This is a genomic window from Streptomyces sp. Z423-1, assembly GCF_013009255.1.
Classification (GTDB): domain Bacteria; phylum Actinomycetota; class Actinomycetes; order Streptomycetales; family Streptomycetaceae; genus Streptomyces; species Streptomyces gossypiisoli.
In genome coordinates, this window is sequence record NZ_CP053109.1 from 2,600,928 (window position 1) to 2,623,083 (window position 22,156).

A 22,156-nucleotide genomic window follows, 5' to 3' on the forward strand; every position below is an offset into this window, starting at 1 on the left:
TGGTTCAGCCTCGCAGCTTCGGGTCGAGGGCTTCCCGCATGGCCTCGCCGAGCAGGGTGAAGCCGAGGGCGGTGATGATGATGCCGACCGCCGGATAGACCGCCATCATCGGCGCGTTGTCGAAGAAGCGCTGCGCCTGCGACAGCATGACGCCCCACTCGGGAACCGCCGGGTCGGGGTTGCCGAGACCCAGGTAGGACAGGGCGGCCGCCTCGATGATCGCGGTGGCGAGGGACAGCGTCGCCTGCACGATCACCGGGCTGAGCGAGTTGGGCATGATCTGGGTCAGGACGATGCGCCGCCTGCGGACGCCCAGGGCGCGGGCGGCCAGCACATAGTCGGTGCCCCCCTGGGCGAGCATCGAGCCGCGCAGCAGCCGGGCGAAGATCGGCACCTGCACCACACCCACGGCGATCATCACCGTGGTCAGGGACTGGCCCAGGACCGCCGCGACGGACACCGCGAGCAGCAGCGACGGCAGCGCCAGCAGCATGTCGGTGAAGCGCATGACGACGGAGTCGACGCGCTTGCCGGCCGCGCCGCCCAGCGTGGCCGCGGCGCCCGAGAGGCCGCCGATGAGGAAGCCCACCGTGAGCCCGATGAGGGTCGACACGACACCGACGAGCAGGGTCTGCCGGGCGCCGACCAGCATGCGGGAGAACATGTCCCGGCCCAGGTGGTCCAGGCCGAGCCAGTTCTCGGCGCGCGGTCCGACGAACTGCCCCGCGTTCACCAGGACTTCACTGCGCCACGTCTGCGCGGTCGGGCTGTAGGGGGCGACCCACGGGCCGATGACGGCGAGGATCACGAAGACGGCGATGATGGCGGCACCGATGATCGCCATCTTGCTGGACTTCAGCCGGCGGAAGGCTTCCCGCCACAGACTCGCGCCGGTCGTGGACTCGTTGTGTGCGGTGAGCTCCGCGAGGCGCTGGATCTTCTCGGTCTTGGTGGTGCTCACGTCAGTGCACCCGCACTCTCGGGTCGATGAGGCTGTACGCCACGTCCACCAGCAGGTTGATCAGGACGTACGTGATCGCGATGAACATGATGAAGCCGACCAGCACCGGGTAGTCACGGCCGTCGATCGCGGTCCGGATGAAGGAGCCGATGCCGCCGAAGGAGAACACGGACTCGGTGAGCACGGCCCCCGACAGCAGCGACCCGGTGAGCAGGCCGACCGCGGTGACCACCGGCAGCATGGCGTTGCGCAGCACATGCCGCTCGCGGATCACCCGGCGCCGCAGGCCCTTGGACTCGGCGGTGCGGATGTAGTCCTCGCCCAGCACCTCCAGGACGCTGGCCCGGGTCATGCGCACGATGACGGCGAGCGGGATGGAGGCCAGGGTGATGGCCGGCAGCACGAGGTGTGTGATCGCGTCCCAGGAGGCGTCGAACTCGCCGGTGAGGATGCCGTCCAGGACGGCGAAACCGGTAACGTCCGTGGCGTTGATGCCGGTGGACTGGCGGCCGTAGCTGGGGAAGAGGCCCAGGTTGACGGCGAAGATGCCCTTGAGGATCAGGGCGAGGAAGAAGACCGGGACGCAGATCCCGACGAGCGAACCGGAGACCGCCGTGACGTCCAGCCAGCCGCCCCGCTTGCGGGCGGCGAAGTAGCCGAGCGGGACTCCGACCGCCACGGCGATGAGCATCGCGGCGACGGACAGCTCGACGGTGGCGGGGAAGCGCAGCGTGAACTCCTCCCAGACCGGCTGTCCGGTCTGCACGGAGGTGCCCAGGTCGAGTTCGGCGATCCGCTTGAGGAAGCGCCAGTACTGGACGTACAGGGGCTGGTCGAGCCCCAACGCGCGGTTGATGCGCGCCACTTCGGCCTCGGTGGCCCTCTCCCCCAGGATCGCTGAGGCGGGTCCGCCGGGCAGCCGGTTGAGCCAGAGGAACAGCAGAACCGACAGGCCGAGCAGGGTGGGAATGAGTTGGAGCAGTCTTCGTACGACGAGACGCAGCACCCCGCAATGCCCCTTTCTTACGTGTGTGCCTTCATGAACAGGTCCGCCCGGCCGCCGAGGTCGGCAGCCGGACGGACCTGTGTCATGCCTGCCTGATGCTTACTTGAAGGAGACTTCCGCGAAGTTCTCCTGGGTCAGCGGGGAGACCTTCGGCGGGTTCACGTTCTTGCCGAAGGCGATCGCGGGCGGCGAGGAGGAGATCGGGACACCCGGCAGGTAGTCCATGATGACCTCGTTGGCCTTCTTGTACGCCGCGACGCGCTCCGCGGGGTTGCCCACCTCGGAGCCGGCGTTCACCGCGTCGAACAGCTGCTGGTTCTTGAAACCCCACTGCTTGTCGTACTCGGCGAACCAGGTGCCGATGAAGTTGAAGCCGTCGTTGAAGTCACCGGTCCAGCCCAGCATGTGCAGGGCGCAGCTGCCGGACTCGGTGGCGTCCAGGTAGTCCGGGGCCCACTTCATGGGCTTCGGGGTGACCTTGATGCCGGCCTCTTCCAGGTCGGACTTCATCAGCTCGAAGAGGTCCTGCGGGGCGGGCATGTACGGGCGGGTGACCTCGGTCGGGTAGCAGAACTCGATCTGCAGGCCGCTCTCTCCGGCGTCCGCGAGGAGCTGCTTGGCCTTGCCCGGGTCGTGCGCGTACGTCTTGACCTTGTCCGAGTAGCCGTCGACGGTGTCCGGCATGAACTGCGTGGCCACCTTGCCGCCCTCGGGCAGCTGGGTCTTGACCAGGTTCTCGCGGTCGAGAGCGTGCGCGATCGCCTGGCGGACCTCCTTCTTCTTCAGCGCCGGGTTCTTCTCCTGGGTCATACCGAGGTAGAAGAGGTTGAAGACGCCACGGGTCGGGACCTGGAAGCCCTCGCCCTCCAGGGTCTTCACATCGGCGGGCGCGACCAGGTCGTAGCCGTCGATGTCACCGGCCTGCAGGGCCTGGCGGCGGCCGTCCTCGGTGTCGATGGTGCGGATGACGAGGTTCTTGACCTTGGCCTTCTCGCCCCAGTAGTCGTCGAAGCGCTCAAGGGTGACTTCCTTGTTGCCCTTGTTCCACTTCGCGATCTTGTACGGGCCGGTGCCGGCGACCGTGCCGGCCTCCTGGCTGTACTTGGGGTACGTGATGGCGTCGCCCTTGGCGGTCGCCTCCTGCTTCTCGTACTCCTTGAGGGCCTTCGGCGAGTGGATCGCCAGGGCCTGGAGGGAGAAGCCGCCGGGCAGGTTCGCGGAGGGCTTCTTGACCTCGATGACGGCGGTGTTCTCGTCCTTCGCGGTGCAGGACTTGTAGTTCGCCTCGGGCGTCTCCTTGTCCTCGTTCTTCGCGAAGCCGCCCATGATGGTCTGCCAGTAGTAGGAGACCGCGCTGGACTGGTAGGTGCCCGTCCAGTTGAACCAGTGGTCGTAGTTGGCGCATACGGCCGCGGCGTTGAACGTCTCGCCGTCGTGGAACTTCACGCCCTTGCGGAGGTTGAAGGTCCAGACCGTGCCCGCGTCGTTGCTCTCCCAGCTCTCGGCGAGGCCGCCGACGAGCTTGCTGCCGCCCGGCTCGTGTTCGAGCAGCGCCTCGAAGGCCTGGCGGGTGACCCGGAAGGTCTCGCCGTCGCTCGCGAGCGCCGGGTCCAGCGAGCTGGGGTCTCCCGGGGCGCCGAACACGAACGTGTCCTTGTCGCCGTTCGAGTCTTCCTTGTCTCGCTCACTGGCACAGCCGGTGGCGATCAGACCAACCGCCAACGCGGCCGTGATCGCCCTGGCGGCGCGGGATCTGAGTATGCGCATAGGTCGGCCACTCCGGGTTCCGCTGAGGGGAATGCATAGTTGACCGCCTGAACACTACAGACGGGACCGGCGCACGAGAACAGTCCGCATAGCGGTGATACATACCTGAGATCTGAACACTCGATAAATCGGAAGCTACCGGTACATCAAGGATGTGCGTGGTTAACTCGCCTGACACAGGAGCGAGTTGGTGCATGCCTCAACTCCAGCCGCACTCACGGAACGAGCTGACGAGTGACGCAGGTCACACAGTGCAGCGAGTTTCCCCCTGCGCATCATCTTTTGCGGCAGCGGAAGCACTCGATGCTTTCGCCACAGACCAAAACCAGAAAACGGGGATCAGCATGAAGGAATGGTCGCGGGCCAAGAGACAGCCGCCGTTCGGCGCAGCCACGTACAAGGCCGTAGGGATCAGTAGGAAGGTGGATAACCGTATCCACGGGCCGCCGGTGCCGGGGCGGCGTGGGCCTCGCGGTCGTAGAACGGGCGGGCGTTGGCGCGCAGCCACAGCGCGACCGGGTCGTACTCGTCGGACATCGCGACCGTCGACACCGGCAGTCCGTCCGGGACCGCGCCGATCGACTGCTGCATCATCGCGCGCACCGAGTCCACGGCGGGCGGGGAGGTGTCGTACACATCGAGACCGATGGCGAGATACGGCGCCCCGAGCGCGGGCTGGACCCAGGCGCGGCGCAGGGAGCGGACGGCCGGGGTGCGGTGGGCGTTCTGCGACAGCAGGGCGTAGAACTGCGGGATCTGGATGCCGGGTTCGGTCAGCCGCAGGGGTCCGGCGGGCTGGCGGTCGAGGCCGGTGGCGATGCGGCGCAGGTCCAGCCAGGGGATGCCGACGCCGCCGCCGGGGGCGTGCGGGTTCAGCCAGAGGCCGTAGTGGTCGGGGTAAAGGGTGCGGGCCACGTCGAGGCCGTCGACCACTTCGTACGAGCGGTTCCAGCCGCTCGCCGAGAGTTCCTGGGCGGAGGTGACGCAGGGCGCGTAGCCGTAGCCGTCGACCTCCATGTTCCCGTACTGGGCGTCGGGGCTGCCGGCCTGGCCGTGCCACAGCAGCATCCACACCTGGCCGGAGTGGGGGGTCGCGAGGGCGCGCAGGAGTGCCTCGTAGGAGTCGTAGCGCCCCGGCGTCACCTGGCGCAGCATGTGCTCGACCTGGCCGGTCGCGGCGGTGCCGCTCGCGCTCACTCTTTTACCGCCCCTTCGTGCAACGCCGTCGTTTTCGCACCTAGCTTAAGGCCGCCTACTGACTTGGGGCTTGGTCTCGCCTCGCGGGTGCGGGTGGTTTGTGGTTGACCGCGCCCACGCGGCGGAGCCGCACATCGATGCAGCCCCGCGCCCCTGGGTTGGCTGCCTTCCGGGACGTTTTACAGGCCCCGTTGGTAGAAGGGACGCACCCGCTCCCGCAGCCATGTGACCACCGGGTCCTGGGCCACGTCCATCAGGACCAGGTTGACCGGCCAGTTCACCGGGACCCTGCCCAGGGCGCGGCCGAGGGCGTTCAGAGGGGCGGCGCGCAGGTCGCCCTCCCATTGGGAGAGTTCGACGCCGACGAACATCACCGGGTCCGCCGTCTCGATCGCCGCCAGGCAGCGGCGGGCCGTGGTGACGACGCCGATCGCCTCGAACTCCGTGGCCGCCGCGGTGAGGAAGTCGACCGGGTCGTCCTGCCAGTCGGGTTCGAAGAGGCGGACCCGGCCGCCGCTCGCGGGGCCGTCGAGGGGGGTGCGGCCGGCGCGGCCGAGTTCGGCGACCGCCGCCGGGGGGAGCGGGATGCCGACGACGCCGCCGGGGTTCACGGCGATGCCCGCCTGTGGGGGCAGGCCGCGGGCGAACTCGACGGCGGGGGCGATGGTGTACGACATGTGGGGGCCGACGACCTGGCGGAACTGTTCCTCGGAGCTGAAGACCGGGACGTAGGCCTGGCCGTCGATCTCCATGCTGGGCAGGTCGAGGGGGCCGCTGTGGGGACCGCCGCCGTTGGGCAGCGGCACCCACACGAAGCTGCGGCCGAGCACCTCGACGATGCGGCCGCCGGCCGACGGGACGCCGAGGGAGGCCGACAGCACCTCCTCCAGCTCGTTGCCGGGCCATCCGCCGTGCGGATGGGGGTGCGCCTGCGCCGGAAAGTCCCCCGGGAAGTCCATCTGCCTACCGCCTGCTCCGTACCAGTGCTGCCGGCTGAAAAGGCTAACCCGCCACACGCCGGGTCGGCCCGCCGCGTCAGCCCGTACAGCCGATCCGACGCAGCGCGTCCGGCGCGGTGCGGTCGAGCCGGGTCCGCCCGTGAAGCCGGTCCCGCGCAGCGCGCCCGCCGCGGTGCGGTCGAGCCGGGATCAGCCCGCAAAGCCGGCCCCCGCGCAAGGCACCGGCCGCGGCGCTCAGCCCGTGAACCGCAATGCCTCCGCCGCCGCGCCCAGCCCCCTGCATTCGATCCCGCGCAGCGCGCCCGCCGCACTGCGGTCGTGCAGGGGTCAGCCCCTGCAGCCGATCCCGCGCAGCGCGCCCGCCGCAGTGCGGGCGAGCAGGGGTCAGCCCGTGAAGCCGATTCTGCGTAGTGCGTCCGCCGCCGGGCGGTCGAGGAGGATCGCGGCGCCGCAGCCGCGGGGCAGGTCGCCGCGTTCGGCGCGGTGCAGCAGGCGGGCGGCGGCGCGGCGGTGGCGCAGGAACGCGTAGCGCGAGACGCCGCGGCCGCGGGCGCGCTGGCCGGCCAGGGCCTGCTCGGGGGTGACGTCGAGCAGCAGCAGGTGGAGGGTGCCGCCGCGGCGGCGGGCCTCGCGGGCCAGCCAGGCGCGCACCCAGGCCTGCGTACCGCAGTCGTGGACGACGACGCCCTCGCCGGTGCGCAGGGCGCGGCGCAGTCCGGCGTAGTGCGCGAGGCGGACGAGGGGGCGGTAGATCGCGTACGGCAGCCAGCTCGGCGTACCGCGGTCCCAGCGGTCGCGGGTGTCCTGGGAGTCGATGCGCCCGTCCCGGACCGCCCGCCGCATGAGGGTGGACTTGCCGCTGCCGGGCAGGCCCGTGATCACGACGAGGTCGTGGGGGCCGAAGAGCAGGGCGTGCGGGCTGCGGCCCGCGCGGTCGCGCAGGTCGCGGACCACGGGGGACGGCAGCGGGGCGCACGCCTCCCGGGCCCGGGCGGCGGGCTGCTTGGGCAGTGCGAGGCCCGTGGTGGTCGCGTAGGCCGTGGTCCTGTTCACCGTGATCGTCCTCCCCTGGGGCGGGTCACGAGTTACCGTCCCCGTCGAGCGTAAAGAGAAGGTAATACGCGGTGCCTCGCATTTCCGTCCGCTTCACGCAACAAGGCTGCTACAGCCAAGGTCCCCCTGCCGCACCGGAACGATGCGTGCAATGATGTGCGCGCCAACTGCATACCGGCCGCTTGAATCCGCGCGGGAGAGTTCCCGGACACGACGTGCCCGGGGCGCCGAAGGAGCAAGTCCCTCCCTTGAATCTCTCAGGCCCCGTTACCGCGCGGGCGAGGCACATCTGAAAAGCGGGCCGCTGCCGCAGTGGCTCCACCCAAGGTGCAAGCCATGTCCACCCGTCCCACGCGGACGGTCATGGCGAACCTCTCAGGTTCCGATGACAGATGGGGAGGAACGACCTCGCCGTCATGCCTTGGGAGACCGACCGATGAGCAGTACCCCACTCCGTCGTACCGCGCTCGATGCCCTGCATCGTTCGCTGGGCGCGACCATGACCGACTTCGCCGGCTGGGACATGCCCCTGCGCTACGGCTCCGAGCGCGACGAACACCTCGCGGTGCGCACGAAGGCCGGGCTGTTCGACCTGTCGCACATGGGCGAGATCACCGTCACCGGCCCGCAGGCGGCGCAGCTGCTGAACTACGCGCTCGTCGGCAACATCGCCTCCGTCGGCGTCGGCCGCGCCCGCTACACCATGATCTGCCGGGCGGACGGCGGCATCCTCGACGACCTGATCGTCTACCGGCTCGCCGAGTCCGAGTACATGGTCGTGGCGAACGCGAGCAACGCCCAGATCGTCCTGGACGCGCTTACCGAGCGCGCGGCGGGGTTCGACGCCGCCGTCCGCGACGACCGGGACGCCTACGCCCTGATCGCCGTCCAGGGCCCCGAGTCCCCCGGCATCCTCAAGCAGCTCACCGACGCCGACCTCGACGGCCTGAAGTACTACGCCGGCCTGCCCGGCACCGTCGCGGGCGTCCCGGCGCTGATCGCGCGCACCGGGTACACCGGCGAGGACGGCTTCGAGCTGTTCGTGAAGCCGGAGCACGCCGTCGCGCTGTGGGAGGCGCTGACCGAGGCGGGCGCGGGCGTCGGCCTGGTCCCGTGTGGGCTGTCCTGCCGGGACACGCTGCGCCTGGAGGCGGGCATGCCGCTGTACGGGCACGAGCTGTCCACCGCCCTCACGCCCTTCGACGCCGGGCTCGGCCGGGTGGTGAAGTTCGACAAGGAGGGCGACTTCGTGGGGCGCGCGGCGCTCACCGAGGCCGCCGAGCGGGCCGCTTCCCAGCCCCCGCGCGTCCTGGTCGGCCTGGTCGCCGAGGGCCGCCGGGTACCGCGCGCCGGGTATGCCGTGGTCGCCGGCGGCGAGGTGATCGGCGAGGTCACCTCCGGCGCCCCCTCCCCCACGCTGGGCAAGCCGATCGCGATGGCGTACGTCGACGCCGCGCACGCGGCGCCGGGCACCCCGGGCGTCGGTGTGGACATCCGGGGCACCCACGAGCCGTACGAGGTCGTGGCGCTGCCGTTCTACAAGCGGCAGAAGTAGACACTGGGCTCGGGTCCAAGCGCACCCTTTGCCTGCTCACACGCAGTTCCAGCAGTCCCCCATTCATCAGCACTCCCGCGCGTACAGGAGAATTCAGGCCATGAGCAACCCCCAGCAGCTGCGCTACAGCAAGGAGCACGAGTGGCTGTCGACCGCCGAGGAAGGCGTCGCGACGGTCGGCATCACCGAGTTCGCGGCGAACGCGCTCGGCGATGTCGTCTACGCCCAGCTCCCCGAGGTGGGCTCCCAGGTGGCCGCGGGCGAGACCTGCGGCGAGCTGGAGTCGACCAAGTCGGTCAGCGACCTGTATTCCCCGGTCTCCGGTGAGGTCACCGAGATCAACGAGGACGTCGTGAACGACCCGTCCCTGGTGAACTCCGCCCCCTTCGAGGGTGGCTGGCTGTTCAAGGTGCGCATCGCCGAGGAGCCGGCCGACCTGCTCTCCGCCGACGAGTACGCCGCCCACACCGCCGGCTGAGGAGTCGTAGCCACATGTCCGCCTTGAACACCCCGCTGCACGAGCTCGACCCGGCCGTCGCGGCCGCCGTCGACGCCGAGCTGCACCGCCAGCAGTCCACCCTGGAAATGATCGCCTCGGAGAACTTCGCCCCGGTCGCGGTCATGGAGGCGCAGGGCTCGGTCCTGACCAACAAGTACGCCGAGGGCTACCCCGGCCGCCGCTACTACGGCGGCTGTGAGCACGTCGACGTGGTCGAGCAGATCGCCATCGACCGGATCAAGGAGCTGTTCGGCGCCGAGCACGCCAACGTGCAGCCGCACTCGGGCGCGCAGGCCAACGCGGCCGCGATGTTCGCGCTGCTCAAGCCGGGCGACACGATCATGGGTCTGAACCTCGCCCACGGCGGGCACCTGACCCACGGCATGAAGATCAACTTCTCCGGCAAGCTCTACAACGTGGTCGCCTACCACGTCGGCGAGGACGGCCTGGTCGACATGGCCGAGGTGGAGCGCCTCGCCAAGGAGAACAAGCCGAAGCTGATCGTGGCCGGCTGGTCGGCGTACCCCCGGCAGCTCGACTTCGCCGCCTTCCGGCGGATCGCGGACGAGGTCAGCGCGTACCTGATGGTCGACATGGCCCACTTCGCCGGTCTGGTCGCCGCCGGGCTGCACCCGAACCCGGTGCCGCACGCCCATGTCGTGACCACCACCACCCACAAGACGCTGGGCGGGCCGCGCGGCGGTGTGATCCTGTCCACGGCCGAGCTGGCGAAGAAGATCAACTCCGCGGTCTTCCCCGGTCAGCAGGGTGGCCCGCTGGAGCATGTGATCGCCGCGAAGGCGGTCGCCTTCAAGGTCGCGGCCTCGGAGGACTTCAAGGAGCGGCAGCGCCGTACCCTGGAAGGCGCGCGCCTGCTCGCCGAGCGGCTGGTGCAGGACGACATCGCCCAGCACGGCGTGTCCGTCCTCTCCGGCGGCACGGACGTCCACCTGGTCCTGGTCGACCTGCGCCACTCCGAGCTGGACGGCCAGCAGGCCGAGGACCGGCTGCACGAGGTCGGCATCACGGTCAACCGCAACGCGATCCCGAACGACCCGCGCCCGCCGATGGTGACGTCGGGGCTGCGGATCGGTACGCCCGCGCTGGCCACCCGCGGCTTCACGGCCGAGGACTTCGCCGAGGTCGCGGACGTGATCGCCGAGGCGCTCAAGCCGTCGTACGAGGCGGATGCGCTGAAGGCACGGGTCAAGGCGCTCGCCGACAAGCACCCGCTGTACCCCGGCCTGACCAAATAGTTCCGACAGTGGGCTCCACAGCCGCGTGGAGCCCACCGCACCACCCCTGCCCTGAGGAGTCACCGTGGCCATCTCGGTCTTCGACCTGTTCTCGATCGGCATCGGCCCGTCCAGCTCCCACACGGTCGGCCCGATGCGCGCGGCCCGGATGTTCGCCCGCCGCCTGCGGAGCGAGGAGCTGCTGGGCTCCGTCGCCGCGCTGCGCGTCGAGCTGTACGGCTCCCTGGGCGCGACCGGACACGGGCACGGCACGCCCAAGGCGGTACTGCTCGGCCTGGAGGGCGACTCGCCGCGCACGGTGGACGTGGAGAGCGCCGACGAACGCGTGGAGGCGATCAGGACCGCAGGCCGGCTGAGCCTCCTCGGCGAGCACGAGATCGGCTTCGACTTCGACGCCGACATGGTCCTCCACCGCCGTAAGGCCCTCCCCTACCACGCGAACGGCATGACCCTGTGGGCGTACGACGCCTCCGGGGCGGAGCTGCTGGCCAAGACGTACTACTCGGTGGGCGGCGGATTCGTCGTCGACGAGGAGGCAGTCGGCGCGGACCGCATCAAGCTGGACGACACGGTCCTGAAGTACCCCTTCCGCACGGGCGACGAGCTGCTGCGCCTGACGAAGGAGACGGGCCTGTCGATCTCGTCCCTGATGCTGGAGAACGAGCGCGCCTGGCGCACCGAGGAGGAGATCCGCGCCGGGCTGCTGGACATATGGCGGGTGATGCAGGCGTGCGTGCGGCGCGGCATGACCCGGGAGGGCATCCTGCCGGGCGGGCTGAAGGTGCGCCGCCGGGCCGCGAACACCGCGCGCAAGCTGCGCTCCGAGGGCGACCCGAAGGCCCTCGCCATGGAGTGGATCACGCTCTACGCGATGGCGGTGAACGAGGAGAACGCGGCCGGCGGCCGGGTCGTCACCGCCCCCACCAACGGCGCGGCCGGCATCATCCCGGCGGTCCTGCACTACTACATCAACTTCGTGCCGGGCGCGGACGAGGACGGCGTGGTCCGTTTCCTCCTCGCCGCCGGCGCGATCGGCATGCTCTTCAAGGAGAACGCCTCCATCTCCGGCGCCGAGGTCGGCTGCCAGGGCGAGGTCGGCTCCGCCTGCTCGATGGCCGCGGGCGCCCTCGCGGAGGTGCTCGGCGGCAGCCCCGAGCAGGTCGAGAACGCCGCCGAGATCGGCATGGAACACAACCTCGGCCTCACCTGTGACCCGGTCGGCGGCCTGGTCCAGATCCCGTGCATCGAACGCAACGGCATGGCCGCGGTGAAGGCGGTCACGGCGGCGCGGATGGCGATGCGCGGCGACGGCAGCCACAAGGTCTCCCTGGACAAGGTCATCAAGACGATGAAGGACACCGGCGCCGACATGAGCGTGAAGTACAAGGAGACGGCCCGGGGCGGCTTGGCGGTGAACATCATCGAGTGCTGAGCGCGTCGTCGGCGCCGCGAAGGGGAATCATCAACTCCCGTCCCCCACAGTCATGTCCGGGAGTCCCCATGCTGCGCGGCATCGACGTCAGCTCCTACCAGTCCACGACGTACGACACCGACGGCCTCTCCTTCGTCTTCGTCAAGGCGACGGAGGGCCGTTCCTACGTCAACCCGAGGCTGGCCGCCCAGACCGAGCGCGGCCGGGACGCCGGGCTCGTCGTCGGCTTCTACCACTTCCTGTGGCCGGGCAACCTCACGGCCCAGGCCGAGTACTTCGTCGGCAAGGCCCCCGAGCGGGCCGGTGACATCCTCGCCGTCGACTGGGAGACCACCGGCGCCGGGACGCATGCCAGCAACGCGGAGAAGGACCGGTTCATTCGGAAGGTGAAGGAGCTGCGGCCGAAGAACCGGGTGGTGCTGTATGCAAACCGCCACTTCTGGTTGAACATCGACACCACCTCCTACGCGGGCGACGGCCTGTGGATCGCCGACTACGTCACCGCGGGCAAGCCCCGCATCAAGGCGAAATGGCGCTTCCACCAGTACACGGACGACCCGATCGACAAGAATGTCGCGGACTTCGCGAGCAAGGACGCCTTACGGACGTGGGCCAGGGGCGACTGAACAAGGGGGAAGCATGGCGGAGACGGATGCCGTCGAGACGGCCTGGCGGATTCATGCGGCGCTTGTCGACTGGACCGGGAAGGTGGACGCCAAGGCCGGGTTCGCGTTGACGTTGGAGTCGGCTGCGCTCGGTGCGATCGTCGCGTTCTCCGGATCCCGGCATCATGTGGGGCAGTTGGACGGTGCGTTGGCGACCGTGCTGTTCTGGTTGGGTGCGGGGCTGCTGGGGCTGGCGGCGCTCGCGGCCGCTTCCGTGGTCAGTCCCCGGCTGGGTACGGCGCAGGGGCACGACTGGCGGCAGAACTTCGTGTACTTCGGGGATCTGCGGCACTGGGAACCCGACCGTCTTGCCGAGACGTTGACCGAGAGCTCTGCGCTCGCCCCGCTCAGCCGTCAGCTGGTCGACATGAGCCGGGTCATATGGGTCAAGCAGCAGCGGGTGCGGCAGTCGTTGATGCTCGCGGTGGCCGGTGTGGTGGTCGTCGTGCTCGCCTGGCTGCTGGGTCGGTAGCCATGAGTCACCGCCCCGCCTCCTTCTGGGAGGCGCTCGATCCCGACGACCGGGCCCTGCTGGAGCGTTCCGGCACCCGGCTGTCGCTGCCGGCGGACCGGCTGCTGCTGGCGCAGGGCGACGACTCGGACCATCTGGTCGTGCTGCTGAGCGGCTGGATCAAGGTGGTCGCCCAGTCGCACGCCGGTTACCGCGCGCTGCTCGCCCTGCGCGGTCCGGGTCAACTGCTGGGCGAGCAGGCCGGTCTGGAGGGGCGGCGCCGCTCGGCCTCGCTCCTCACGGCCACCGCGGTCGGCGTACTGCAGCTGACGGCGGCCCGCTTCTCCGCGTACGCCCGGTCCCGGCCGTCCATCGCGGCGGCGCTGGAGCAGACGCTGTCGCAGCGGCTGCGCGAGGCCGACGCCCAGCGCACCGGCATCACCGAGCCGGTTCCCGCCCGGCTCGCCGCCCTCCTGCTCGACCTGGTCGAACGCTGCGGCGAGCCGGAACCCGACGGCACCGGCCGCCGGATCGGTCTCCCCCTCTCCCAGGACGACCTCGCCGGACTGCTGCTCACCTCTCGGCGCACGGTGAGCCGGGTGCTGGAGCAGTGGCGGGCCCAGGGCTGGGTGGTGACGGGGCGTCAGTCGCTGCTGGTGGTGTCCGTGGACCAGTTGAAGAGGCTGGCGTTCGGCGGGTGACCCGGGCTCAGCACGGGGAGTGGCTCACCCCCTCCTTCGGTGCCTTGAAGATGCGGTAGCCGTCGGTTGCGGTCAGTTGGTAGGTGATCGTCCAGTCCGTGCAGGTGCTGTTCTCGTAGCCGGCGGGGCCGTAGCCGGGGTCCTGGTGGCTGCGGAAGGTGACCGTGGCGAGGGTGAAGTCGCCGGAGTCGCGTACGGCCGTGAGAGCGATGTCGGACTCCTGCGTGGTGGCCATGACCTCCTTCCACTTGTCGCGGCTTGAGGCGGAGTCGAGGTCCACTGTGGCGGTGCCGGGGTCGTAGTGGCCGAGCGCCTTGTCGTAGTCCTTGGTGTTGATGGCGCCGTAGAAGTGGGCGAACATGGCGGCCACTTCCGGGGCCTGCGGCGCGTCGGACGCCTGGGAGTAGTCCACGGACGCGCCGGGGGCCTCGGCCAGGTACTCCGGGGTCGGTTCCGGTTCCGGTTCGGGTTCCGGCGTGTCCGGCGTGTCCCCGGTTCCGTCCGTGCCGCCGGTGTCGGGGGCGGACCGGACGGAGGGGCTGTCGGTCGCGGCTCCCGCCCCCGACGTCAGCGAGTCCACGAGCTCGGGCCCGTACTGCACGGCGACCAGCAGGCCCCCGATCACCAGCAGCAGCACCATGACGGCCTTGCCCAGCCCCCCGCCGCCGCCCGTCCCGGACGGCGCCGGGGACCGCTGCGGCGGGGTCCAGACCTGGAACGGGGCCGGACCCGGGGCCGGGGCGGGACCCGGGGCCGGGGCGGGACCCGGGGCCGGAGCGGGACCCGGGGCCGGGACCGGGTCGGGTTCCGGGGGCAACGGCTGCTGCTGGGGCGGCTGGTAGCGGGTGCCGACAGGTGCGGCCGGTGGCCGCTGGCGCATCCGGTGCTGGGCCAGGTCCAGCGCGGTCAGCCATTCGGCCATCGCGGGCCGTCGCGCGGGGTCCCGGGTCTGGCCGCGCGAGGCGAGGTTGGCCAGCTCGGTGGAGACGGCGCGCAGCGGTGCGAGGTCGGTGCTGTCGTGGTCGCGGTTGAAGACCCGCGCGGCGACCAGGGCGAACTTCCAGGAGTCGGAGGCCGTCGTGGCCTTCGCCGGTTCCGGCACCTCCCAGCCGGTGGTCTCCACCTGGCGCATCACATCCCGGCCCCGGCACCGCATCGAGTCGCAGTCGATCAGCAGGCACTTGGGCGTGCCGATCTGGGTGAACAGGATGTTCTTCGGCGACAGGTCGCCCACCGTCACCCCGTTGTGGTGCAGCCGGTCCAGGGTGCGCGCCAGATCGAGCAGCAGCGCCAGCCGCTGCTCGTCGTCGACGTGCAGGCCGATCCGGGCGGCGTAGCCGTCGTCGTTGAGCAGGAACTCCAGGGCCTGAAGCTTCACCTCGGACAGGTTCGGGCTGTGCAGTTCGTACGCCGGTGCCACCCGCGGCATCAGAAAGCCGACCACGCGCATCCCGGCGTTCTGCGACGGCGGCAGCCGCTCCGGGGGCCGGCCCGTGTAGACCATGGCGCACGGCCAGGTCAGCCGGTTGTCCAGCAGGGCACGGTCGGACGGGCTCAGCAGGTCGCGCAGCACCACCATGTCATGCAGGACGTCGGCGTCGTACGCGAGGGACGGCAGGTACTCTTTGTAGGCGAGGTACTCGCCCTGGAGCCGGCCGGGCGGGCTGGGCACGGCGTACACCTTGCCCTGCCCGCCGGCGCCCAGGGAGTGCGCGGTGTAGTCGCCGAGCTGGTCCGGCCGGACCCAGGACACCGTCGTCATCATGGCTCTGTCCGTTCACGGTCCCGCGGCCACAGGGCGATCAGGGTCCGGTCGTCGTCGAAGGTCTCCCGGGCGAAGTCGAGCAGGTGCGCGAAGCCCAGCGGCGGTACGGGGCGGCGCAGCTGGTCGGCGAAGAGCCGGCCGACCATGCCGCGCCCGTCGCCGACCGGGTCGCCGAACCCGTCCGTGCCGACCAGCAGGACGCTGCCCGGCTCCAGCCTGAACTCCAGCGGCCGGAAGTCCCGGGGGACGTACGGCAGCGGCTGCACGGCCGAGGAGAGCAGCCCGTCGGCGCCGGCCGTCTTGCCGCCCAGCATCGGGTAGAGCTCCTCGTGTTTGATCTGCCAGACCCCGGAGTCGCCCACCGACAGCAGGGCGACCTGGACGCCCTCCGGGGTGGGCGTGGCGACCCCGGCGACCAGCGTGGTGGCCAGCAGGTCGGCCGTCTCCGCGACCCCGGCGTCCGGGGTGCGCAGGAGACGGCCGGCCTGTTCGCGCAGCTGCCAGTGGACCGTGGACAGCAGCTTCTGCCAGTCCGTGACGAAGCCGCCGCCCTCGCGCACCTGCTTGAGCAGCTCGTCGACCGCGCTGCGGCAGGCCAGTTGGGAGCCGATGTGCGGCTGGCGCGCGTCGGACACCCCGTCGGCGACGGCGATCACCACGGTGCCGGTGTTCGGGTCCCAGGCCGCCGCGGCGTCGTCCTCGCGCGGGCGCCCGTCCCAGCGGTGCTGCTGGCCGCGGACCGAGGCCAGCCGCAGATCGAGCGTGTGCGTCGACCAGCCGTCGCACACCGTGTCGGGCCGGTACGACAGCCCGCCCGTCGGCGGCCGCGGCGGGAAGTCGGCCGTCTCCTCCGCGTCGAGGGACATCCTGCGCCACAGGTCCATGCCGATGTTCTTCGGCGACGTCGGCCGGGGCGGCGGCTGATGCGGGGGCCGCCAGTCGGCCGCCCCCTGCTGCCAGTCGGCCGCCTCCTGCTGCCAGTCGGCGTCCTGCTGCCAGTCGTAGACACCGGCCTGCGCGGGCTGCTGCGGGCGCAGGGGCGGTGCCGGGCGGGGTGGCGCGGGCGCCGGGCCGGTCTGCTTCGGGGGTTCGTCGGGGGCGCGACGATGGGGGAACCTCACGTCAGATCACATCGATCGCGACGGTGAAGCCCTCGGGCTTGTCCACCACCAGCTGCGGGGACGCCGAGCCCAGTGAACGGCCCGAGGAGATCACGCTCTTGGTCAGCGCGGTGCAGAACTTGGCGATGGCGGCGCCGACGTCGACGCCCTTGTTCGCGACGAAGCCGAACTCCGGCCGGGTGGCGACCTGGCTGATCGTCTTCGCGTCGGCGTCCACGATCCCGCAGGCGATGATGTTGGGCGCGCCCAGGGTGGTGTTGCGGTCGGTGAGCCGGCGGTGCGGGTCGTGCCAGTCCTCGCCGTGGTTGGGCAGGCCGTCGCTGAGGAAGAACACCGCGGGCCGGTGCACCTGGTAGCCCTCGGCCTTCAGGCGGTTCACATCGGCGGGTATGCGGCTGATCAGATCCTCGAAGGCGGCCCGGTAGCTGGTCATGCCGCGGGTGGTGAGCCGCGGAAACTCGGCCGCGCTGCGCAGGTCGACCAGGCGGACGCGTTCGATCACGTCGTCGGAGAAGCCGAGCACCGAGAAGCGCACCTTGGCGGCGGCCATCGGCTCGCCGAGCAGCGCCTGGTGCAGGGAGCGCAGGCCGTCGTTGAGGTCGTCGATGTGCTCGTCCATGGAGCCCGACTCGTCGGCGAGGACGTAGATGGGGAGCAAGTGCCCCCGGTTGCTTTCCATCATCGTCTTCCGTTTCTGTTCCAAGTGGGGACTGCGTGGGGTGCCTTGGTGGTGAGGTGTCCGAGGATCACAGCGCGTCCTCGGCCCGCCGGAATCCGTCCGGCGGGTTGATGGAGAAGTTCGCCTCGCCGGACGCGAGGCGCTGCCCGTACGAGACGACGCTGTCCCGCAGGAAGGCGGCACAGCTGTGCGCGGCGGAGGCCGCGTCCTGGTGGGGGGCGGCCATGAAGCCGAACTCGGGGCGGGTCGCCACGCCCCGCACGGCCTGCGCCTCGGCCCGGCCGAAGCCCAGCGCGATCAGGTGCGGGGCGGCCCGGTTGCGGTCGGTGTCGGTCAGGTCGTGGTGGTCGTTGCGCCAGGCGGTGCCCTCGTCGGGTGCGCCGCCGGTGAGGAAGTACACGAGGGGACGCAGCACCTGGGCGCCGTCGTTCTTGACGACGGTGACGTCCTGCCCGATCAACGGCCGCAGGGTGCGGAAGGCCTGGCTGTACGACAGCCCGCGCCGGCCCACGAGGAGGGGGGTACGGGTGCCGGGGCCGACCTCGGCCAGGGACAGCCGCTGTTCGGTGGTGGCGGCCATGCCGAGGACGCCCAGCCGCAGGACGCGGGAGACGTCCGGGGCGTCGGAGAGCGCGGAGTGCAGGGCGTCCAGTCCGCGCTGGAGTTCGTCGAGGCAGGCGCGGTCGAGGGACTCGTCGACGACGAGGTAGATCAGGGCGGTGGGGGCGGTCCTGACGAGCGGGCCGGGCGGCGTGGCGGGGCCGACGGTGGGTGAGACGACGGTCGGCGTGTAGCCGGGGGCCGGACTCTGATCGGCTGGGGGTAGTTGCGGCGGGTCCCACGGACGCCCGGCGGTGAGCTGGGGGGTGGTGAGGGGCGGGAGGGCGCCGTCGCCGCCGGTGGCGCGGCCGACGGTGCCGGTGAGCTGCTGGCGCATCTGTTCGAGGTCGCCGGCCTGTATCAGGCCCTTCTCGGCCATCACCTGGAACAGGCCGAGTGCGCGCTGGTTCTGCAGTTCGGCGGTGGCCGCGCGGGCCTCCTCCAGCTGGCGGCGCATCTCGAACGCGCCCGCCGCGTCGTGCGGGTGGGTGACGAGGTAGTGGCGGATCAGGCCGTCGCTGGTGGTGAGGGTGTCGGCGAGCGCGTCCGCCTGCCGGGCCGTGGCCTCGATCTGGGCCCGCTGCTGGATGGCCTCGATCTCGGTCTGCCGGACGACGGCACCCTTGTTGGGTATGTGCTCGGCCGCGCCGAGGTGTTCGCGCCGGCCGGCCTCGATCAGGGACTCCAGATGGGCCAGGGACTTGGCGTCCGGTCGGACGTGCACCTGGCAGCCGTACAGCTTGAGGCCTTCCTGGAAGACGACCGGCTGGGCGCACAGCTGGTTGAGGTGGTGCTGGAGGCCGAAGGAGTCCTCGATGGCGAAGCGCTGGCCGGCGCCGTGGAAGAGGGAGACCAGGTGGCCGTGCACCACGGGCAGCGGGTCGCGCAGGCCGGAACGTACGAAGTCCTCGGCGCCCTTCCAGCCGTCGATGCGGAAGGCGAAGTCGACGGTCACCTCGAAGGCGTGCACGCCGTCCCGGGAGACGAGCGGGTTGCGGCCGAGGACGGCGGAGCGCTGGTAGGCGCGCAGGTCGACCTCGTAGCGGGTGCGGTACTTGGAGAACATCTGCTGCGAGGGCTTCATCGGGCGGCCCTCGAAGCAGGCCACCTCGCCGGACGCGGTGGCGTAGACGACGGCGAGATGGGGTTCGGTCGCCTTGGTCGGCCCCACGGCCATGCGGGGCACCGGCGTCTGGCTGACGATCAACGACACCGGCTCGGTCACCGGGCACCTCCAGAGTGAGCGGGGTCGGCGGACGGCCGCAGGGCGCTGCCGAGGACCGCCGCGGCGCGGGGCAGGGGACGGAAGCGGTCGCGTTCGGCCCAGCGCGTCACGTAGCGCCGAAGGAGGCCGCCGACGCGGGGACTGCGAGCGGCCACGTCCTGGACGAGGACGCGGAGCAGATCGTCGAGGAGCAGCGGGTCGGTCTCGGCCTGGGCGGCCCAGGCCTCCAGGACGTTGGCGGACTCGTCGCCGAAGAGTTCTCCGCCGATCACCTCGGACCACAGGTAGCCGAGCAGGCGGCGCAGTTCGCTGCCGGGCGGGTCCGCGGCGGCCAGCTTCAGCAGGGTGGGGCGGGCGCGCGGGGCGGTGCCCGGGGCGGCGGGTTCCTCGGTGACGAGGGCGTCGGCGAGGATCAGGAAGACCAGGTGGCCGACCGGGCGGCTGAGCGGTTCGTGCACCATCTCGGCGACGGCCCGCAGCACCAGCGGGGCGTGCGCGGCGACGTCCTCCTCGACGAGGTCGGCGAAGGCGTCCCCGATGGCGATGGCGACCTGGATGTGGTCGACGGTGCCGAGCCGGGTGAGGCAGCGCACGGCGGTGTCGAGGTCGGCGCCGCCCAGGCACAGCCCGTACGCGCGGGCGGCGGCGGCCTGGAACTCCCAGGTGCCGCTGAGATACCAGCCGTTGACGAGGGCGTGCACGCCGGGCCGCAGGGCCGGGTCGCGGGCGCACACGCGCAGGGCGTAGGCGATGGCCTCGCGGCGCGCGGAGCCGCTGTCCTCGTGCAGCACCCAGCCGGGCAGCACCTGCGTGGCGATGTGGTCGAAGGACTCGGTGGCGATCAGGCCGAGCGCGGTCCCGGCGAAGCTGCGCACCTGCTGCGAGGGCGAGTCGACCAGCTCGGCCAGCCAGCCGACGAGTTCCTGCTGGATGCGGTACTCGGACCAGACGTGCCGGATGATCCGGGCCGGGTAGTCGGGGTTGCGGTACTCGGCGACGGTGCAGGGCAGCCAACCGAAGCTGCCGCGGGTGACCGCGGAGACGGTACGGGCGCGCAGCTTCTCGGCGAGCAGCCGGCGGGACTGCGCGAACGGGTCCTGCCTGAGCGGTACGGGGCCGCGCTCGACGCTCGTGGTGAGGACGCCGCGGTCGCTGCGGAACCGGTCGAGAAGGGCGGATGCGGCCAGCGCCACGTCCTCCTGCGGCAGCCCGCCGAGGACGGCGAGGGCGATGGCCTGGGTGCGCAGCCCGGTGTCGCCGAGCCCCTCGAACCACTCCTCGGGGCCCTCGCCGCCGGAGCTGTCCATCCGGGCGCGCACCCGGTCCGGGTCGATGCCGCCCCCGCCGTACTCGTGCGCGAGCACCTCCGCGAGCCGGGCGGCGTCACGGCAGGCGGGACCGTCGCTCAGGAGTTCCGCGGTGAGGTCGGCGACGCCGTCGGCGGCCAGGGCGCGTGCGGCGTCCGCCTCGCCGAGGCGGTGGGTGAGGTGGGCGGTGAGTACGGCGTCCAGGGAGTCGGGGCGGGTGACGCGCTGGACGTACTCGCCGACGCCGCGGTCCAGTTCGGCGTCCGGCCCGGCGATCAGCACCAGGCGGGCGTCGGCCCGCTCCAGCAGGCCTTCGAGTCCGGCCAGTTGGGAGCCGCGCAGCTCGCCGAGGTCGCGGGGGCGGTCGAGGAGCAGACCGGCGCCGCTGCCGAGTTGGCGCAGCTCGGTCAGCCGGGTCAGTTCGGCCACCGAGTCCAGCAGGTACCAGGCCTTGACCTGGGCGGAGATCAGCAGCCGGACGGCCGCCGCGGTCTTGCCCGCGCCGCCGGGGCCGCGCAGCACGACCGACCGGCGCTGCCAGGCGTCGGCCTGGATGTCGTCCCAGCGGGGCGGCGCCTGGAAGGTGTGCCGGACGGTCTCCACCAAGGCGGCGGCCACCGTACGCAGGACCACTCCGCGCTCACCCGGAGCCTGGATGACGATCTTGTCGCCCTGCACCCGGTCGCCGCCGATGTGCGTCCAGGCCTCGCGCAGCAGCCCGGCACGCAGGCTGCCCTGACCGGTGCGGGCGGTGGCGACGCTGGCACTGGCACCGGCGCCGACGTTGTTGGCGGGGGGTTCCGGGGTGGGCGCCTGCGGCCCCGCCGGGGGCTGGCCATCACCACCGGCTCCGGCACCCGCGCCCGGGGCGGGCCCGGCGGGAGCGGCTGGGGCGGGCTGACCGCCCCTCGGTGCTGCCGCGGGCCCCGGTTGCGGGGCGGGCGACGGGGTGGCGGGGGCGGGTCCGGGAGGCGTACTCATGATCCGTCCGCGGGGGTGCGGCGGGGAGCGGGCGCTTCGGGCGCAGCACTGGGCGTCGGAGGAGAGCCGTAGACCTTCTTGTCCCCCTCCACATAGTCGCCCCCGACAGCCAACGCACCGTCCCCGAAGGCCAGCTGACCGCCCGTCATGCCTTCCACGTAGAGCGTGGGCGGCGGTACCGGGCTCCCCGGGTCGGTGCCGCCGCCCACTCCTCCCGCGTTGCCGCCCGTGCCGGGTGTTCCCCCGTTTCTTCCACGGTCACGTGGCGACTCCCCCGGGTCCGCGGGAAGTCCGGGAGGCGCCGGATAGCCGGGCACGGTGACCCAGCCCCGGCGCTGCTCGTCGTGCTTGGTGACGAAGTCGGCGGGCAGATAGGCCGCGGGGTCGATGCCCGGGTAGCGGCCCAGCACCACCGACCGGTGTATCTCCTCGGAGACGACCACCACGAGGTGCGCACGGGTGGCCCGGGCGAGCACCTGCTTGACCGGCGCGGCGTCCACCAGCCGGGCCAGGTCGTTGACGGCCGTGCCGGTCCACCGCTGGCCGCGCTGGATCACCAGCCCCTGGTGCAGACCGACGCGCAGCCGCATGCGGTGGTCGTCGTTGTACTTGCCCCGGTGCTCGACCAGCGCGTCCTCCAGGCCCCGCACCAGTTCACGCAACAGCCTGGTGGGGCTGGTGCCGATCGCGATCAGGATCAGCATGCCGTCCCCGCGGTCCTGCACGGAGCACCCGTCGAGGTCCAGACCGGCGCGCGCCAGCGCGAACTCGACGACGTGATACAGCTCTTCGTGCAGCGTCGCCTGAGCGGTCTCCGCGCGCAGACTGAAGTCCTCGATGTCGAGAAGGACGATCCAGTGGCTGAGAGGATCCGGCGCGACCATCGGCGACCTCCTGTGCTCGGCCGGGGCCACGTCCGCCCCGCGACTACCTGGATAAAAGCTGCGAGTGCCCCTGTCTACGCCAACTGGCGCAC

At 71.4% G+C, this 22,156-nt stretch carries 19 protein-coding genes and 1 riboswitch; of the genes, 7 read left to right on the forward strand and 12 right to left on the reverse strand.

All coding sequences use genetic code 11. The annotated features are described in order from the left end of the window. Nucleotides 1-4 precede the first annotated feature (4 nt). The 6 genes from HJD23_RS11645 to HJD23_RS11670 all read right to left on the reverse strand — a co-directional run bounded on the left by HJD23_RS11645 (nucleotide 5) and on the right by HJD23_RS11670 (nucleotide 6,943). Nucleotides 5-961, reverse strand: coding sequence for an ABC transporter permease (locus HJD23_RS11645; RefSeq protein WP_171112744.1), 957 nt, complete (start codon nucleotides 959-961; stop codon nucleotides 5-7). 1 nt (nucleotide 962) lies between these two features. Beyond that, nucleotides 963-1,967: an ABC transporter permease gene (locus HJD23_RS11650; RefSeq protein ID WP_171112742.1), complete on the reverse strand. Its 1,005-nt coding sequence runs from the start codon at nucleotides 1,965-1,967 to the stop codon at nucleotides 963-965. Nucleotides 1,968-2,066: 99 nt separating this feature from the next. Further along, nucleotides 2,067-3,734, reverse strand: coding sequence for an ABC transporter substrate-binding protein (locus HJD23_RS11655; protein ID WP_171112740.1), 1,668 nt, complete (start codon nucleotides 3,732-3,734; stop codon nucleotides 2,067-2,069). A 411-nt stretch (nucleotides 3,735-4,145) separates the two neighbouring features. After that, nucleotides 4,146-4,931 carry an enhanced serine sensitivity protein SseB C-terminal domain-containing protein gene (locus HJD23_RS11660; protein WP_171112738.1) on the reverse strand — a complete coding sequence of 262 codons (786 nt, stop codon included), beginning with the start codon at nucleotides 4,929-4,931 and terminating at the stop codon, nucleotides 4,146-4,148. Nucleotides 4,932-5,110: 179 nt separating this feature from the next. Beyond that, nucleotides 5,111-5,890: an enhanced serine sensitivity protein SseB gene (locus HJD23_RS11665; RefSeq protein WP_171112736.1), complete on the reverse strand. Its 780-nt coding sequence runs from the start codon at nucleotides 5,888-5,890 to the stop codon at nucleotides 5,111-5,113. A 384-nt stretch (nucleotides 5,891-6,274) separates the two neighbouring features. After that, nucleotides 6,275-6,943 carry an AAA family ATPase gene (locus HJD23_RS11670; protein ID WP_171112734.1) on the reverse strand — a complete coding sequence of 223 codons (669 nt, stop codon included), beginning with the start codon at nucleotides 6,941-6,943 and terminating at the stop codon, nucleotides 6,275-6,277. 183 nt (nucleotides 6,944-7,126) lie between these two features. Next, nucleotides 7,127-7,226: riboswitch (glycine riboswitch) on the forward strand. A gap of 153 nt (nucleotides 7,227-7,379) precedes the next feature. Here HJD23_RS11670 and gcvT point away from each other — a divergent pair. From gcvT to HJD23_RS11705, 7 genes are all read left to right on the forward strand, one after another. Continuing rightward, a complete protein-coding gene (gene gcvT, locus HJD23_RS11675; protein ID WP_171112732.1) occupies nucleotides 7,380-8,498 on the forward strand; it encodes a glycine cleavage system aminomethyltransferase GcvT in 1,119 nt (372 codons plus the stop codon). 100 nt (nucleotides 8,499-8,598) lie between these two features. Continuing rightward, nucleotides 8,599-8,976, forward strand: coding sequence for a glycine cleavage system protein GcvH (gene gcvH, locus HJD23_RS11680; protein WP_171112731.1), 378 nt, complete (start codon nucleotides 8,599-8,601; stop codon nucleotides 8,974-8,976). A 14-nt stretch (nucleotides 8,977-8,990) separates the two neighbouring features. Next, nucleotides 8,991-10,253: a serine hydroxymethyltransferase gene (gene glyA / locus HJD23_RS11685; protein WP_171112729.1), complete on the forward strand. Its 1,263-nt coding sequence runs from the start codon at nucleotides 8,991-8,993 to the stop codon at nucleotides 10,251-10,253. Nucleotides 10,254-10,317: 64 nt separating this feature from the next. Further along, nucleotides 10,318-11,685 (forward strand): L-serine ammonia-lyase, encoded by a 1,368-nt coding sequence (locus HJD23_RS11690; RefSeq protein WP_171112727.1) that lies wholly within the window; start codon nucleotides 10,318-10,320, stop codon nucleotides 11,683-11,685. Nucleotides 11,686-11,753: 68 nt separating this feature from the next. Then, nucleotides 11,754-12,311 carry a glycoside hydrolase family 25 protein gene (locus HJD23_RS11695; protein ID WP_171112726.1) on the forward strand — a complete coding sequence of 186 codons (558 nt, stop codon included), beginning with the start codon at nucleotides 11,754-11,756 and terminating at the stop codon, nucleotides 12,309-12,311. Nucleotides 12,312-12,324: 13 nt separating this feature from the next. Beyond that, on the forward strand, nucleotides 12,325-12,822 hold the full coding sequence (locus tag HJD23_RS11700) for a Pycsar system effector family protein (RefSeq protein WP_171112724.1): 498 nt from the start codon (nucleotides 12,325-12,327) through the stop codon (nucleotides 12,820-12,822). 2 nt (nucleotides 12,823-12,824) lie between these two features. Continuing rightward, a complete protein-coding gene (locus HJD23_RS11705; protein ID WP_171112722.1) occupies nucleotides 12,825-13,502 on the forward strand; it encodes a Crp/Fnr family transcriptional regulator in 678 nt (225 codons plus the stop codon). A gap of 7 nt (nucleotides 13,503-13,509) precedes the next feature. Here HJD23_RS11705 and HJD23_RS43040 read toward each other — a convergent pair whose 3' ends face one another. From HJD23_RS43040 to HJD23_RS11735, 6 genes are all read right to left on the reverse strand, one after another. After that, nucleotides 13,510-15,267, reverse strand: a complete 1,758-nt coding sequence (locus HJD23_RS43040) for a lipopolysaccharide kinase InaA family protein (RefSeq protein WP_206326255.1) — start codon at nucleotides 15,265-15,267, stop codon at nucleotides 13,510-13,512. Next, nucleotides 15,264-16,388: a protein phosphatase 2C domain-containing protein gene (locus tag HJD23_RS11715; protein ID WP_171112720.1), complete on the reverse strand. Its 1,125-nt coding sequence runs from the start codon at nucleotides 16,386-16,388 to the stop codon at nucleotides 15,264-15,266. Before HJD23_RS11715 ends, HJD23_RS43040 begins: the two co-directional genes overlap by 4 nt. Before the next feature lies 1 nt (nucleotide 16,389). Then, nucleotides 16,390-17,070, reverse strand: coding sequence for a hypothetical protein (locus HJD23_RS11720; RefSeq protein WP_171112718.1), 681 nt, complete (start codon nucleotides 17,068-17,070; stop codon nucleotides 16,390-16,392). 64 nt (nucleotides 17,071-17,134) lie between these two features. Beyond that, nucleotides 17,135-18,892 carry a hypothetical protein gene (locus HJD23_RS11725; RefSeq protein WP_171112717.1) on the reverse strand — a complete coding sequence of 586 codons (1,758 nt, stop codon included), beginning with the start codon at nucleotides 18,890-18,892 and terminating at the stop codon, nucleotides 17,135-17,137. After that, on the reverse strand, nucleotides 18,889-21,180 hold the full coding sequence (locus HJD23_RS11730; RefSeq protein ID WP_171112715.1) for a hypothetical protein: 2,292 nt from the start codon (nucleotides 21,178-21,180) through the stop codon (nucleotides 18,889-18,891). The genes HJD23_RS11725 and HJD23_RS11730 overlap by 4 nt, the downstream gene beginning before the upstream one ends. Continuing rightward, nucleotides 21,177-22,064 carry an adenylate/guanylate cyclase domain-containing protein gene (locus tag HJD23_RS11735; protein WP_171112713.1) on the reverse strand — a complete coding sequence of 296 codons (888 nt, stop codon included), beginning with the start codon at nucleotides 22,062-22,064 and terminating at the stop codon, nucleotides 21,177-21,179. Before HJD23_RS11735 ends, HJD23_RS11730 begins: the two co-directional genes overlap by 4 nt. Nucleotides 22,065-22,156: the final 92 nt, after the last annotated feature.

Excerpts from the sequence above, each read along its gene's own strand:
- HJD23_RS11655 (WP_171112740.1), bottom strand. The coding sequence starts at position 3,734 with ATGCGCATACTCAGATCCCGCGCCGCCAGGGCGATCACGGCCGCGTTG.
- HJD23_RS11665 (WP_171112736.1), bottom strand. The coding sequence starts at position 5,890 with ATGGACTTCCCGGGGGACTTTCCGGCGCAGGCGCACCCCCATCCGCAC.
- gcvT (WP_171112732.1), top strand. The coding sequence starts at position 7,380 with ATGAGCAGTACCCCACTCCGTCGTACCGCGCTCGATGCCCTGCATCGT.
- gcvH (WP_171112731.1), top strand. The coding sequence starts at position 8,599 with ATGAGCAACCCCCAGCAGCTGCGCTACAGCAAGGAGCACGAGTGGCTG.
- glyA (WP_171112729.1), top strand. The coding sequence starts at position 8,991 with ATGTCCGCCTTGAACACCCCGCTGCACGAGCTCGACCCGGCCGTCGCG.
- HJD23_RS11695 (WP_171112726.1), top strand. The coding sequence starts at position 11,754 with ATGCTGCGCGGCATCGACGTCAGCTCCTACCAGTCCACGACGTACGAC.
- HJD23_RS11700 (WP_171112724.1), top strand. The coding sequence starts at position 12,325 with ATGGCGGAGACGGATGCCGTCGAGACGGCCTGGCGGATTCATGCGGCG.
- HJD23_RS11705 (WP_171112722.1), top strand. The coding sequence starts at position 12,825 with ATGAGTCACCGCCCCGCCTCCTTCTGGGAGGCGCTCGATCCCGACGAC.
- HJD23_RS43040 (WP_206326255.1), bottom strand. The coding sequence starts at position 15,267 with ATGATGACGACGGTGTCCTGGGTCCGGCCGGACCAGCTCGGCGACTAC.
- HJD23_RS11720 (WP_171112718.1), bottom strand. The coding sequence starts at position 17,070 with ATGATGGAAAGCAACCGGGGGCACTTGCTCCCCATCTACGTCCTCGCC.
- HJD23_RS11730 (WP_171112715.1), bottom strand. The coding sequence starts at position 21,180 with ATGAGTACGCCTCCCGGACCCGCCCCCGCCACCCCGTCGCCCGCCCCG.
- HJD23_RS11735 (WP_171112713.1), bottom strand. The coding sequence starts at position 22,064 with ATGGTCGCGCCGGATCCTCTCAGCCACTGGATCGTCCTTCTCGACATC.